Annotated in this window: 11 protein-coding genes; 7 read left to right on the forward strand and 4 right to left on the reverse strand. The window is 37.6% G+C overall.

Annotated elements, in window-relative coordinates:
- Window positions 1–285 precede the first annotated feature (285 nt).
- A complete protein-coding gene (locus RST01_RS05470; protein ID WP_147194837.1) occupies window positions 286–1,602 on the reverse strand; it encodes an NAD-dependent malic enzyme in 1,317 nt (438 codons plus the stop codon).
- Between the two features lie 576 nt (window positions 1,603–2,178).
- Here RST01_RS05470 and RST01_RS05475 point away from each other — a divergent pair.
- From RST01_RS05475 to RST01_RS05485, 3 genes are all read left to right on the forward strand, one after another.
- A complete protein-coding gene (locus RST01_RS05475; RefSeq protein WP_147194840.1) occupies window positions 2,179–3,870 on the forward strand; it encodes a methyl-accepting chemotaxis protein in 1,692 nt (563 codons plus the stop codon).
- A 210-nt stretch (window positions 3,871–4,080) separates the two neighbouring features.
- On the forward strand, window positions 4,081–5,391 hold the full coding sequence (locus RST01_RS05480) for a C40 family peptidase (protein WP_147194843.1): 1,311 nt from the start codon (window positions 4,081–4,083) through the stop codon (window positions 5,389–5,391).
- 300 nt (window positions 5,392–5,691) lie between these two features.
- Window positions 5,692–6,426, forward strand: a complete 735-nt coding sequence (locus RST01_RS05485) for a C40 family peptidase (protein WP_147194847.1) — start codon at window positions 5,692–5,694, stop codon at window positions 6,424–6,426.
- 79 nt (window positions 6,427–6,505) lie between these two features.
- Here RST01_RS05485 and RST01_RS05490 read toward each other — a convergent pair whose 3' ends face one another.
- Window positions 6,506–7,987, reverse strand: coding sequence for a S1C family serine protease (locus RST01_RS05490; protein ID WP_244946655.1), 1,482 nt, complete (start codon window positions 7,985–7,987; stop codon window positions 6,506–6,508).
- 320 nt (window positions 7,988–8,307) lie between these two features.
- Between RST01_RS05490 and RST01_RS05495 the strand changes: the two genes are divergently transcribed.
- Entirely contained in the window at window positions 8,308–9,021 is a 714-nt protein-coding gene (locus RST01_RS05495; RefSeq protein WP_147194853.1) for a WecB/TagA/CpsF family glycosyltransferase, read from the forward strand.
- A 202-nt stretch (window positions 9,022–9,223) separates the two neighbouring features.
- A complete protein-coding gene (locus RST01_RS05500) occupies window positions 9,224–10,516 on the forward strand; it encodes a helix-turn-helix domain-containing protein (protein ID WP_147194855.1) in 1,293 nt (430 codons plus the stop codon).
- Window positions 10,517–10,551: 35 nt separating this feature from the next.
- Here RST01_RS05500 and RST01_RS05505 read toward each other — a convergent pair whose 3' ends face one another.
- The gene (locus RST01_RS05505) at window positions 10,552–11,958 is read right to left on the reverse strand and encodes a M20 family metallopeptidase (protein ID WP_147194858.1); all 1,407 of its coding nucleotides are present in this window, start codon (window positions 11,956–11,958) and stop codon (window positions 10,552–10,554) included.
- Between the two features lie 23 nt (window positions 11,959–11,981).
- Window positions 11,982–13,211, reverse strand: a complete 1,230-nt coding sequence (locus RST01_RS05510) for an MFS transporter (RefSeq protein ID WP_147194861.1) — start codon at window positions 13,209–13,211, stop codon at window positions 11,982–11,984.
- Window positions 13,212–13,478: 267 nt separating this feature from the next.
- On the opposite strand from RST01_RS05510, the gene RST01_RS05515 reads away from it, so the two are divergent.
- Together RST01_RS05515 and RST01_RS05520 are read left to right on the forward strand one after the other, a co-directional pair.
- Window positions 13,479–13,808 carry a hypothetical protein gene (locus tag RST01_RS05515; protein ID WP_147194864.1) on the forward strand — a complete coding sequence of 110 codons (330 nt, stop codon included), beginning with the start codon at window positions 13,479–13,481 and terminating at the stop codon, window positions 13,806–13,808.
- Entirely contained in the window at window positions 13,792–14,430 is a 639-nt protein-coding gene (locus RST01_RS05520) for an O-methyltransferase (RefSeq protein WP_147194867.1), read from the forward strand. Before RST01_RS05515 ends, RST01_RS05520 begins: the two co-directional genes overlap by 17 nt.
- The last annotated feature ends 126 nt before the right edge of the window (window positions 14,431–14,556 follow it).

A 14,556-nucleotide genomic window follows, 5' to 3' on the forward strand; every position in this document is an offset into this window, starting at 1 on the left:
TAGCGGGATGGTGAATACATGCGAGTATAAGAGCGATTCCGTCGTTCTTATGCTCGTTTTTTTTCGTATAAATTCATTCGATTGTTTCAACTGATACAAATCTACCTCACTACCATCTACTAGAGCTTACATGCTAGCATTACCATCTTAATATAAGACCATTTATATATATTTATACCTGACAAACCTAAAATTAAAGTAAAAAGGCAACTTCAGTTGAAAACCCAACAAAAGTTGCCTTTTTTATTTAGAAAGCAGGCAGGATATTCTGGTACCCAACCTATTTTAATCTAACTCTTTTAATGCAATTCGTTCCACTGCTTTTGCAACAGAGCTGTGGACATTCGGATCTAGTGGGTGTGGCACTAAATCGCCATTATGTGTAGCATCCACGATTGCATTTGCTGCAGCCAGCAACATCGGATAAGTAATGCTTTTTGCATTGGCATTTAAAGCACCGCGGAAGATACCTGGGAACCCAAGAACATTGTTTACAAGTCGTCCATCAGCCGCATAGGCTGCTCCTGCTTGTAATGCTTCCTCTGGTGTGATTTCAGGGTATGGATTGGACAACGCCAATATGATTTGCCCTTTTCTCACCATGCTTGGTTTAATAAGACCTTTGACACCAGTTGTCGCAATCACAATATCACATTTTTGCATTAGCTCTTCTAAAGAATTCATGACTGTACCACCGAAACTGCGTAAGCGGTCACAAGAACTTTCTTGTAAATCACTACCGCATACTTCTTTCACGCCATACTCAATCAACATACGAGAAATGGCAAGTCCTGCAGCTCCAAGACCTACTTGTCCAACAACTGCTTGCTTCAAGTCAACGCCTGCATAACGGCTAGCAGACAAAACTGCAGCTAATGTTACAACCGCAGTACCATGTTGGTCGTCATGCATAACAGGTATATTTAAATCTTTCTTTAAGCGTTCTTCAATTTCAAAGCAATGAGGTGAACCAATATCCTCTAGAAGAATCCCGCCAAACCCTTGTGAAATATGTTTTACTGTTTCAACGACTTCATCCGGATCACTCGTATCAAGTAGAATTGGTATACCGCTAATTCCTGCAAATTGGTCAAACAGCACAGATTTGCCTTCCATGACAGGCATCCCAGCTACAGATCCTATATTACCAAGCCCTAAAATAGCAGTACCATCTGTGACAATCGCTACTGTATTACCAATGCTAGTAAAATAATTTGCTTTCTCAGGTGAACGCTCAATTTCTTGGCAGACACTTGCCACGCCAGGTGTATAAATACGTCGAAGATCACTAAGTGAACGAACATCAATCTTTCTGGACATATGTATTTTTCCACCTTCATGAGCCTTCATTACATCGTCGGAAACAGCGCGGACAGTAATATCTTCTAAACCATTTAACGCACCCACAATTGCATCCAATTGTTCTACACTGTCGCATGTACAAGAAACATCACGAATTGTAGACAACGTGCCAATCTTTAGCGTCTTAATATCGCCGATATCGCCACCTTGGTCGCCAATTGCTTTTGCAACTTTAGCGAAATTCCCTGGTTTTGATGGTGTTTCTACTATTAGACTACGTATAATATTTTGTATTGCCATATATTTCCCTCCACCTTACACTATTATGACTATTTTGTGACGATTAGAAATACATTCTACCCCTTTCGTCTTTAAAGGTAAATATACTCCCTATAAACTTACAAGATTTCTGTTCAAAATAAACGGAATAGAGGTTCTTTCATTTTGCTAAAAGAAAATTAATTCAATTAGAAATTAATTGTATAGAAGTTGTAGTACTTAGTTATACTGGAAATATAATCATCCAACTCCCATAGCATATTTCGATTTGAAATATAAATTCATGTGAAAAACCTTCCCCCAAGAGAACCGCTTCCCCCTTAGCGGTTCTTTTACTATTTAATCCGACTTATTTCCCGAGGAATAACCTTTATTTTTATTTATTCCCCCTGTATTGATTACTAAATATTCTCTTTTACACAGTAATTCTATTTTATTTTAAAGTAATCATCTTATTTTTGCACTAAAATAAGAAAAATTTGTCGAAAATGCAAACAAGCCTATTTTCAGATGGAGCAGTTACATTTATACTAGTAAAAGTATAAGGGAATTCAGTCAAAAGTTACAAAATCCATTGTGAAAATATGAGGTGTGGTAATGAGCATTAAAAAGATGATTCGTCTGACAATCATAATTACAGCTATTTTAGTTATTCTAAACGGATTAAGTTTAGGCTATCTGGCAAAAAGTATATCCAATCAAAACAAAATTGAAAGAATTAACCGAGAAGATAGTTCAATTGCTCTTTCATTGATGAAGAATACTGAAACAAAGTCTTCTAATATTCGTACATACGCAGAATCTGGCTCTAGCCGTTTCTTACAAGCTTATGAGCGTGAGGTCCAATCCTCACTAAACGCTGATGAGACTTTAAAAAAATTAAAGAGCAATCAACTTCCAGAAGATATTATTGCTCTTGCCGAATATGCGATTACACAATCAGAACAACTTAAACCACTAGAAAAAAAAGCAATCTCATTAGCAAAATCCGAGGAATTCGTCCAGGCTAAAGATATACTTTATGGAACTGAATATAGTTTATTAAAAGATAATATCAGCAGCTCTATTGATTCTTTTGACAAATCATTAAAAAAATTAACAGCAAAACAAGTAACAAAAGCTAAAACGCAGGTAAAAGTGAGCATTATCACAATGGCTGGCCTTCTAGCGCTATTTATGATTTATATTGCAGTAGTTCTATCTTATTTTTCTCATAAAATGAAACCTATATACTCACTAAAGAATTTTGTTTTAGAAGTAGCGAATGGCAATTTAACAATTGAACCAATTCACCATGGACAAGAAGATGAAATTGATGAACTTTCGGAAGCATTTAATGGCATGTACCAAAATTTAAGAGACATGATCCATACATTAACTCAAACGAGTGAACATCTAGCAGCTTCTTCCGAAGAATTGTACGCCAGTACTGAGCAAACCAATAATACAACTAAAATTGTAAGCCAAAAAATTGATCAGCTTGCACTTGATTCTGCGATGCAAACTGACTATTTAACAAATGGAACGAATTCAGTGAATGTTGTTGCTAGCCAAATTAGCGCTGTAGCCGAATCAGCTGCTTCCGCTGCTAAATCAGCTGCAAACTCATCAGACAAAACGGTATTTGGCGGAAAGCATCTAAAGAATACGGTCAAACAAATAAAAGAGATCAAAGCAGAAGTGGCCGAAACCCAAACTTCTTTATTAGAGCTAGCAAATAGTTCAAAGAGAATTAACAGCATGCTTTCTACGATTACTGAAATTTCGGAGCAGACAAATCTGTTAGCACTTAACGCAGCAATAGAAGCGGCTCGTGCTGGGGAGCATGGTAAAGGTTTTGCGGTAGTGGCCGGGGAAGTTCGAAAGCTTGCAGAGGAATCGGCACGTTCAGCGAATGAAATACGTGAAACAACCGAAAATATCGAAAAGTATATGCATAAAACAGTACAGCAAATGAAACAAGTCAATTTAAAAGCTGATGATGGTTTCAACAGTATTCAAACAACAGGTAAAGCATTCAAGGAGATTTATACAATGTCTATAAATCTTTCTAATGAAATACAAGAAGTATCGACTATTACCGAAGAAATGGCAGCAGCCTCTCAGGAAACGGCAGCTTCCCTTGAAAATGTAAATACTATTTCACAAGAAACAAATTCAAAAACTCAAGAGATTGCTAACCTAAGTGAGGAGCAATATGCAATTGTTGAAGAAATTACAGCCTCAGCAGAAGAATTGAGCCAGTTAGCAGAAACATTAAACAAACAAATACAAGTGTTTCAAGTGTAAAGAAAAAGCGCAAATTGCGCTTTTTTTATTTTTGCCTACTTATTTAATGGTCCTTTAGTAGCTACCACTCCTACATATATTTTAAAAATATTTCAATCCATCTATCAAAACTCCCTTTTTTCGTCAGTTGATTGTATTAAATCCCATTTTTCTCTACAATACAGTTAATAAAATATACTCATAAGATCCAACCCAAAAGGAGTGACCTATATGAAAAAAGCAATCGTTTCTGCTCTAGCTGTATGTGCTACCACTTTTGTAATACATGACCAAGATGCGAAAGCAAGTACTAATACATACAAGGTAAAAAGTGGTGATTCACTATATGTCATAGCAAAAAAGAAAAATACGACAATCACCAAACTTAAAAAACTGAACCATCTGACTTCAGATCTTATTTATGTAGGACAAACCTTAAAAACCTCAGGCACAACGAGCAACAGTGCGAGCAAGAAAACCTCTGCTCCGAAAAAAAGTACAACAAGTAAAAGTACAACTGTTTCCAAAAAGTCTGATACGTACAAAGTAAAACCAGGCGATTATATTGCAAAAATTGCAGCCAATCATGGTATTACATTATCAGCCTTAATGAAAGCAAATGGTCTAAAAAATGATCTTATTTTTGCTGGCCAAACATTGAAGATACCTGGCTCAAGCACTACAGTCACTCATGTTTCTTCTAACAAGAATAATTCTCCAAAGCCAACGACAAGCAAAAAAGCAACGACCTATACTGTCAAATCAGGTGATTATGTAGGAAAGATTGCTGCAGCTTTTAACGTATCCATTGCGACAATCGAAAAAAATAATAACATAAAAAACCATGTTATTTATGTTGGTCAAAAGTTAAAAATTAATGGGTCTTCAACAAAACCAGCAAGCAATAACACGAAACCAGCGACACCGAGTAAGACTCCAACAGCGCCTTCGAACGCAAAAAAATATACAGTGGTGTCAGGTGATACGCTTTCGGTAATAGCCCACAAATTTGGTATAACAATCACACAGCTAAAATCTTGGAATGGATTAACTTCAGATATGATCCGCGTTGGGCAAGTCCTTGCTGTAAAAAATAGCGGGACAACAGTCCAACAAGATAAAGAGAATACAACAGGTGTGTCTAATCCAACACCTGGACAAGCGTCATCTACAGTATTAAAAAATGCTATTAATATTGGGCTTTCTATGAAAGGAACACCTTATGTATGGGGAGGTTCTTCGCCAAGCGGCTTTGATTGCAGCGGTTTTATTTACTATGTATTTAAACAAGCTGGTTATAATAACATCAGCCGCACAAGCGCTGCTAGCTACGAAGCGCGTTCTTACTATGTTTCCAGTCCGAAACCTGGCGATCTAGTATTCTTTAAAAATACGTACAAGACTGGTATCTCGCATTTAGGTATTTATATTGGTAATGGCCAATTCGTCCATGCCGGCGGTGATTATGTACAGGTATCTTCGGTAAATGAATCTTATTGGAAGAGCCACTTTGATAGCTATAAACGATTTTACGATTTATAAGTTATAAATTTTCCCTATAATACTGATTTTTAAACCTTATCCAATATTTTTGGATAGGGTTTTTTTACATTGAGAAAGCTTGATATATCAACGTTTTTGTCGAACTGTAATCATTATGCTCTACTTTTGTTACAAGACTGTAATATAACTGTAAACGAAATAGCATTGTTAATTTATCAGATTTTTTATAAAGTTATACTTGTAAAAAACGAAATAAAACATAACATTTGAACTATAACGATTGAACTTAAATAACTACGAAATATAAAAAAACTTACTAGAATAGTTGGAGGACCTTTCATGAAAAAGAGAACTTTCTTAACGGCTATCGCATCAGGCGCATTAGCATTAACAATTGGATTTGGCCAAGCAAAAGCAGCAGAACAACATGATACAGCAACTACTACAGAACATACATCTATTACAATGGTTTCAAGCTCACAAGCTGTTAAAATCAGCGGCAAATACCATGTTACTGCAAATTCCTTAACATTACGTAAGGCACCTTCTCTATCTGCAGGAAAGTTAGGTTACTTCAAAAAAAATAAAACCGTAAATGCAAGCTACAAAAAAGTTGTGTCAGGTAGAACATGGTTTAAAGTTAGTGCACAAGGCAAAACAGGCTGGATGTCTGCAGCTTACTTAAAAGCTGGTGCTGGCGTTAAGACAACTTCTTCTAGTACAAATCAAAGTGATATTGTAAATACAGCTAAAAACTACTTGGGTGTTCCTTATGTTTATGGTGGAACCACTCCATCTGGTTTTGACTGCAGTGGTTTTACACGCTACGTTTTAGGCAAACATGGTATTACTTTACCACGTACAAGTCGTCAGCAACGTACTGCCCTACCATATACAAGCAATCCACAACCAGGAGATTTAGTATTCTTTAATGTAGGTGGCGGTGCTATAACACATGTGGCAATTTATGCAGGCAATGGCATGATTGTTCATGCAGCAGGCAGCCATGTACAATACCAAACAATGAGCACTTATTGGAAAAATTACATTCATAGCTACGGTAGCATTCGCTAACTGAATGTTATAAGTAGTGCCCGTTAGAATAATATATCGTACGTTAAAAAAGCTCAGCTAACGTAGCTGAGCTTTTTCATTAGGATGCAGTTTGATAAGTTTCTTCTTCACTTGCAGGTTCAGTTGACTTTGGTTCTACAACTGATTTGTTTTCCTTAACGCTTTTCGTTTGTACGGCTGGTGTTTCTTCATCATCAGTATCTTGCTCTGATGTCTCCAACTCTTCTGCAGATGCTCCATCGTCTTGAGTACTGTTGATCGTAATTTCTTTAAATTGATAATCCGCATAGTCGTCGATAACAATTTTATAGATTATTTTTTCTTTTAATTGATGCTCTTGCTTATTTTTATCTACATAAGTGAATGTAGAGTCAACTTCGGCAGTCGCATAATCGTCTGTGATTTGAATATTGCCGATTGAATGTTTTAAATCTTTATACTTTCTGCCATCAGCTGTGTATGTTTCTAACATCTTAGATGCAGCATTTTGCGCTGTGCTTCCTGGAAGAATATAGGACTCATATGAAGGTCTTTTAACAGGGTCTTTAATAGCAAGTGGTACAAGATCATAGAAGCTATCGATATAATCTTTTATCAAGTCTTTCCCTAGATATGCTTCATCTCTGTGATCATTATCAAAATCTTGATCGTTATCAATATCGATCTCTACATCTTTGTTTGACCACCCTGTAATTAAATTCATTATTTGTTTAATTGGTATAGCGTAACCTATTTCAGGTTGGTCTGTTAAAATAATCGAATTAATACCAATTACGTTACCTGTTTCTGCATTAATCAGCGGGCCACCGCTAGAACCAGGATGCAAACGAGCCGTCATTTCGTATAGTCCGCTATATGTGTATTCATCAGTAAACTCTGCGCCAATGTTTGTGATTTTTCCTTCAGTTGAAGTGCCGCCCTTATTATTCGGGCTACCAATTGCAATAACAGGCGTGTTAAGTCTTGCTGGTGCTGTATCTAAAACGAGCGGGTCTTTCCCTTCCAGTTCTGGTACACGTATAAGTGCAACGTCTGTCTTTTTAGAAATTCCAATTACCTGACCTTGAAACTCTTGGCCATGCTCATTTGAAACTAAAACATAAGAAGCATCTTTCGCCACATGGGCATTCGTGATAATGTCTCCTTTTTTGTTAAATAGGAACCCAGAACCTTGCTGCAAATCTGTCACGATCGTATAGACTTGCGTTTTAGCGTTTGCAATAATTGCAGAGGTATCATTTTTAGGCATAACAACATTTGTTTCTTCTTTGGTCGTCGTTGGCTGGCCAGTTGCAGGAATATCATTGGTCACACTTCCCTCTTGACGGCTAGCTGTCACCTTATCCTCTTGATCCTTTTTCGGTTCTTCTTTCTTTTTTGTCTCTTCCTTTTTAGGCTTATTGATTTTTTCTACTTTAATATGTTCATTTTCATTTGCTGACTTTTCATTTTTGGTTAGGAGCATAAACGCACCCAAGATAATGGCTGCTATTAATACAATGGATACAGCTATTCTTTTGATGGATGCTTTCTTTGGCTGATACCGTCGATTTTTAGTCATCACACATCCACTTCCTATCATTATTTAATTGTCAATACTATAGACGAATGAGCCTATATGAAAGTTTCAAAATTTTATCAATTCGGCTTTCTAGATTCAATTTCACAAAGATTATCATAGCATAAATTCCAGAGAATAGAATGAGAAAATAGATTTTTTTCGAAGGTATTTCTACTTATTTGTTTTACCCTATTTTCAGCACTATATGCACATCTTACTTTCTTTTCCATAGGTCTCCTTTATAATGTCTACTCGGTTTATTTAAAGATTCCTTTCCGTGGTATATAATGAGGGAAAACGTGTTATGGAAGGTAAGTTGAATGAAAAAGATAAATATATTGGGCATTCCTTTTGTAGATACTACCAAAAAAGAGTTTGTTAGCCATGTCTTGACCTTGGCAACCAGCAATAAGGAACCCATTTCAATCGTAACAGCGAATCCAGAAATTGTTATGCTAACAAAAGAAAATGCACAATATGAACAATACGTACAGCGATCCACCTATGTAGTCGCAGACGGTATAGGCGTTGTCATCGGTTCTAAAATATTAGGTACGCCTTTGCGGGAACGGATACCAGGCTATGAATTAGTACATGCATTTATGAAAAATGCTGATGTTAATAAAAATCGATTCTTCTTTTATGGTGGCAAGCCTGGTATAGCAGAAGCAGCGGCTAAAAAGGCAATCGCCCTCTACCCCCATATTAATATTGTGGGGACTGCTGATGGCTATGGTGACAGAGACGCAGTAGCTACTCAGGCAGCGTCCTTAAAGCCTGATTTTATCTTTATTGCTACGGGAGCTCCCAAACAAGAAGAGTGGATAGCTAATCACCGCCATCAATTTGAGCACTGTGTCATGATGGGCGTAGGCGGCAGTTTGGACGTCTTATCAGGCAATGTTCGCCGTGCGCCACAACTCTTTATCAAGCTTAATCTTGAATGGTTCTATCGCCTAATCACACAACCCACCCGTATAAAACGTATAATGAAGATACCTCTTTTTCTTTTGAAGGTATTCAAGTCCAAATAATTGCGTTACTATAAAACCGATTCTTTCTCAGGAATCGGTTTATTTTGATTTATTTCTTTGAATAATCAAAACATAGATTGAATGTTATCATGCAGTGATCTAAAATTATAATGATACTATTAAATTAATGCTGCTAACTTGGATAAGTTAGCATTTATTTTACATATTACAAGAGTTAAAAGTGAATCTAGAGGTGATTATCTTGAAAATTCGATTAGGGCTAATTGGTGCAGCTGACTCTCTTACGTTTGTACAGACGATTATTGACACCTATCCTGAATTCATTTGTACACCTATAGAATGCATAACGGTGGATGATTTAGAACAGAAAGTAGTACCAGTCCTAGATCAAATGGATATGTGGTTATGTATGGGCCCCATTACTTATAACATAGTGTTGGAATGGAATAAAATTGATGCTCCTATTTTTTATATTGCATACAAGGGCTCTACCCTTTATAAAACAATTCTACGTGTCCTATATGAGCAGCAAATTAACGTGGATGAAATTAGTTTCGATTCTATTGACGTTGCAACATGGGAGCAAGCACTAGTAGAAGCAGGCATTACAACCAAAATTAAATATGTTGAATCTGAAATGATTTCACTTGGGGGGCTTACTCAATACCATTACGAGTTATGGAAAAGCGGAAAAACAAAGGCAGCGATCACAGGCCATCCAATCCATCAGGAACTAAGACGTCTCGGTGTTCCTGCATATCGAAATTTACCCTCGTCAATGGCAGTAGAAACTGTATTAGTAAGTATTCTTCGTACGTACGAAATGCTACAGTATAAATCATCCCAAATAGCTGTTCAGATTATCGAAATAGATTCTTTTCAAGGATTAAAAAGAGACTCTTTTTCAACTGATGAGCTTGTTCGAATGGAGCTTAAGTACACGGAGACACTTCTTTCCTATACGAAAAAGATTCTAGGTTCCGTTAAGCCCTCAGGTTTTGGACGCTATGTTATATTCACTACCCGCGGTCTGCTTCAGGACATGACAGAGGATTTCACCAGCGTTCCTCATATGGAGGATTTATCACCACTTTCCAATGAAGCTGTTACATGCGGAATAGGAATTGGACAAACTGTATATGATGCCGAGATTAATGCCGGTAATGCCCTCATCCATGCGAAAGAATATGGTAAAGGTATATGGATGGTCTGTTTTGATGACAAAAAAATCTCTGGCCCATTAGGTACACCCGAGCAGCTGATGTATTCCTACGCATCAGATCACCTACAATCTATTAGCCAAAAAACCGGCTTTAGTGTATCGACCTTAAATAAGCTAAATGCAACCTTAAAAAAATTACCTAGTAATGAAGCTAATGCACAAGAGCTTGCTAAGTACATGAAAATCCCTGAAAGAAGCGCGAGAAGAATACTAACAACGCTTGAAGAAGAGGGGTATGCCAAGGTAGTTGCTACCGAAAAACCTCATACACGCGGAAGGCCACGAAAAATTTATACCATTTCTCTAACTTAAAGTAGAGTGCACATCTCGTAGGATGTGCACTCTTTTTAATTGCGTACTTTATATTCTTTTATATCTGCTGGCAATGGAGAAATGTATTCTTCTCCACCTTTTCGTTGAATAAGCTCTTGTTTGGCTTTATCAATAATTTCGGGACTTTGAAGCACTTCTAAGGCGGTTCTTGCCATTATTTTTGCTGCATGCAACATCCCTTTATGTGCTAAAGATGACGTTCCTGTCGCAACCATTTGCCAAGTATGGAAAGGTGTACCTAACGGCTCGCACGCAGTCATGCATTGAGCAGTCGGCACGACCCAACTAACATCCCCAACATCAGATGAAATCGGCATAAAAACAGCAGGCGTAAAGGGTTCAATCACATCTGACAATTCTTTCCCTTCCAACTCCTTATTTTTTTGGATTTCAAACAACTTGTCTGCTTCAGAAAGTGTTGAACGAATACTCTTTGCAAAATTGATTTCCTCTTCACTATATTGAGGTACCCCAATTGACTCCAAGGTATCATACATGACCTTTTCTAATGTAGTATTTGGCACAATATCCGATAATGCAGAAGCTAAGTCAATCATAACCTCTGTTTCGGTCATTAATGCTGCTCCTTTTGCTATATTGCAAACACGTTCGTATATATCCCTTGTTTGGGATACGCGAGGAGCACGTATAAAGTAGAGCACTTCTCCCTCTGCCTGTACAACATTCGGTGAATATCCACCACTGTTTGTAATAGCATAATGAACGCGAGCTTCAGGAATAATATGCTCTCGTAAGTAATTAACACCTACATTCATTAACTCTATTGCATCTAACGCACTTCTACCCAAATGAGGACTGCCCGCAGCATGCGCACTTTTTCCCTTAAACTTAAAATATACTTCATAACATGCTAGAGTTTCTGCAGACATAATATTGTTCGTTGTGCCCGGATGCCATGTAAACGCAACATCCACATCATCAAATATCCCTTCTCTAACCATGAATGTTTTGCCTCCACCGATCTCCTCTCCTGGACAGCCGTAATAACGGATTGTTCCTTCTATATTGTTTTCCTCGATGTAAGAACGAAGCGCTATGGCAGAAGCTAACGATCCTGTCCCCAGCAAATTATGCCCACAGCCGTGTCCATTTCCTCCTTTTTCAATAGCCTGTTGTTCCGCAAGGCCGCCGGATTGACTAAGGCCTGTTAATGCATCAAACTCTCCTAAAAAGGCGATGATCGGCTTACCGCTACCATAACTACCGATGAATGCTGTTTCAATGTTAGCCACCCCTTTTTCTACCGAGAAGCCTTCTTCCTCCAATGTTTCACAAAGTAATTCTGCTGATTTATACTCTTCAAAGCCAGTTTCAGCAAACTGCCAAATTTGATCACTTACTTGTATAAAATCATTTCTTTTTTCTTCTATTAGTGCTGCCAATCGTTCTTGTGCATTCATTACTTTACACTCTCCTTTAAAGTTTAAGCGCTCACCTTTTGGGAAGCGTTTTCATAAATACTTGTGTTTTGTCGTGGAATCTTATAAACCAAGCCACAAATTAATACGATGATTAAAGCTCCAATCAAGAAGAAAAAGGCTGCTTCAAATGATCCTGAAAATAAGTCGATTAATGCACCCATAACCGTTGGTGCGATAAACCCTGCCATCCCACCTGCAAAATACATCATTCCCATAAATGATCCTATAATATGTTGTGAAACATATTTAAGAGGGATAGTGATAACAGCCATTGCGATTGCTGAATCTCCTATAGAGAACAAGCTTTGATATGTAATAGCCATTTCTATATTCTCGGCATTAAACATCAAGTACAAACAAATGCCTGATAAAATGGAGCCAACCAAAATGACTATCTTTTCTTTACCAGCAAGCGTTTTATCAATTAGGTAGCCCGTGATAAGTGCAGCTAGTAAGCCAAATGCCTGTGGAATCATAGAAAGCGAGCCGACATCTCTTAAATTTAAATGCCTGGTTTGTTCTAAATAGGAAGGCAACCAAGATGCAAACCCCCAGTGCACAATACTTGAACAAAAATACATAATGACAATTGTCCAAAGTAATTTGCTTTTGTATAACTCCTTAATAGGCAACTTATTTTTAACCGTGCTGTCTTGTACTAGCACTTCAACCTTTGGTGGATTGTAAAATTTGAATAATAAAAGAGTAACTACTAATCCTACTCCACCAACTATATAAAACATCACGCGCCATCCCCACGTTTCTGCTATCATCCCTGTGAGATATAGAGCTAGTACACCTCCGATTAACTGAGCTGCCAATAATAATGACTTGGCTCTTGCACGGACTTCCCTTTTATAAATTTCAGTTATTGCTACTCCACTTCCTGTAGGCAAACCGCCATCACCCAGTCCTAAAATAAATCTAATGCCCAATATCGCTAAAAAAGAACCAGCCATCCCAGTCATTAATGAAAATAGTGAAACAACAAATACAGCGATGACTATTACCTTCCTAGACCCAAATTTATCAGACACCCACCCGGCAATTAAAGTCATCATGGCACTACTTAGCCAAAAACTACTAATCACTAATCCTGATTGCGTCTGCGTTAAATGTAGTTCCTTTCCAATTGGGATGATAGCAACATTCATCCCAAAAAGAGTTAGTGAATCTACTAGCCACCCTAAAAACAATAAAGAAAATATAAAGTGTTTACGACTCTTACTCATTCAATCCCTCCTCAACCCATTGTCCGTTTATTTTCGGTCATAAACGGTCTTGACCTTAATTATAATATTAAACCATTTACAGTTCAATATAAGACTCTAAATATTCAGACAAAATGAGGGGAGATTAGCCTGCAATTGCTAAGAAAGATGCTTCCCGACGTGGATGGAAAGTTTAGCTTCAGTTTTTTATTGATTTATCGTATACGTTTGTATACAATAAACCTATACTAAAAGTGTATACGTTTGTATACAATAAAGAGGTGTATTATGAGGCCAAATGAAGAAAAAGGCGGTCGAGGTCGACATCGCCATCATGACCACAAAGCAAGAGGAGCTAAAACATTTCGCCGCGGTAGAGCTATAGCCTTTTTAGAAATGATTCAGCTAAAGCGGACAACCATTAAGCAACAGCTGGAAGCACCTGAATTTGAAAGCATAAAGCCTATCTTAATCGGTGAATTAAAGGCACTCGATATGGTCATTAACGAATTTACTCAACTGTTTGACTTAGAGGAGTATGAGGGATCTGAAGAATCTCCCGCCACTTTGAAAGAGGATGAGAATAAAGGAGATGGATCAGATGAAACAAATCAATGAATATATTGATTCCCTTTTCGCCTCTGAAGATGTGATTTTAGATGACGTTTTAGTCTCGATTGAAGAAAACGGAATGCGTTCTATCTCCGTATCCCCCGGCTCTGGTAAGCTCCTTACAATGCTGGTGTCTTTATCTCAAGCTAAAGAGGTACTAGAGATTGGTGCACTTGGCGGCTATAGTGGCATATGCTTGGCCAGAGGATTTGGCAGTGACGGTTCTTTAACATCACTTGAATTAGAGGAAAATTATGCTGCCCTCGCTCATCAAAATTTAACCAAAGCAGGCTTTGGTAATCAAGTTACCTACTTGACTGGTCCAGCACTAGAAAGTCTCCAAATTCTAAAAGAAAATAATAAACAATATGACTTTTTCTTTATAGATGCAGACAAACTAAATTACATTAACTATTTAAACGTTTGTATCGAGCTTGCCAATAATGGTGCTATTATTGTCACAGACAATGTCTTAGCTGGCGGGAGTGTTGCAGATTCAAACTCACAGCCTAAACGCTATAGTGAGTTCATGAAAGAGTTCAATAAAACAGTCGCAGAACACTCTCAGTTGCAATCTGTATTAATACCAATCGGCGACGGAATGACGGTTTCACGCGTTATAAAGTAGTTATACAACATGCTGACTGCTAGCAAATGCTATATGCTTTGTGAGCAGTTTTTTCAATTTCTAATCCTGCTTATCCGACTACCCCACCCCTCAACCTAGAAATATTTTCCCTTGCATGATACTGTA

Source organism: Rummeliibacillus stabekisii (assembly GCF_007988965.1).
Classification (GTDB): Bacteria; Bacillota; Bacilli; order Bacillales_A; family Planococcaceae; genus Rummeliibacillus; species Rummeliibacillus stabekisii.

What these genes read in the sequence shown, in the direction of transcription:
- RST01_RS05470 (WP_147194837.1), bottom strand. Translation starts at nt 1,602, where the DNA reads ATGGCAATACAAAATATTATACGTAGTCTAATAGTAGAAACACCATCA.
- RST01_RS05475 (WP_147194840.1), top strand. Translation starts at nt 2,179, where the DNA reads ATGAGCATTAAAAAGATGATTCGTCTGACAATCATAATTACAGCTATT.
- RST01_RS05480 (WP_147194843.1), top strand. Translation starts at nt 4,081, where the DNA reads ATGAAAAAAGCAATCGTTTCTGCTCTAGCTGTATGTGCTACCACTTTT.
- RST01_RS05485 (WP_147194847.1), top strand. Translation starts at nt 5,692, where the DNA reads ATGAAAAAGAGAACTTTCTTAACGGCTATCGCATCAGGCGCATTAGCA.
- RST01_RS05490 (WP_244946655.1), bottom strand. Translation starts at nt 7,987, where the DNA reads ATGACTAAAAATCGACGGTATCAGCCAAAGAAAGCATCCATCAAAAGA.
- RST01_RS05495 (WP_147194853.1), top strand. Translation starts at nt 8,308, where the DNA reads ATGAAAAAGATAAATATATTGGGCATTCCTTTTGTAGATACTACCAAA.
- RST01_RS05505 (WP_147194858.1), bottom strand. Translation starts at nt 11,958, where the DNA reads ATGAATGCACAAGAACGATTGGCAGCACTAATAGAAGAAAAAAGAAAT.
- RST01_RS05510 (WP_147194861.1), bottom strand. Translation starts at nt 13,211, where the DNA reads ATGAGTAAGAGTCGTAAACACTTTATATTTTCTTTATTGTTTTTAGGG.
- RST01_RS05515 (WP_147194864.1), top strand. Translation starts at nt 13,479, where the DNA reads ATGAGGCCAAATGAAGAAAAAGGCGGTCGAGGTCGACATCGCCATCAT.
- RST01_RS05520 (WP_147194867.1), top strand. Translation starts at nt 13,792, where the DNA reads ATGAAACAAATCAATGAATATATTGATTCCCTTTTCGCCTCTGAAGAT.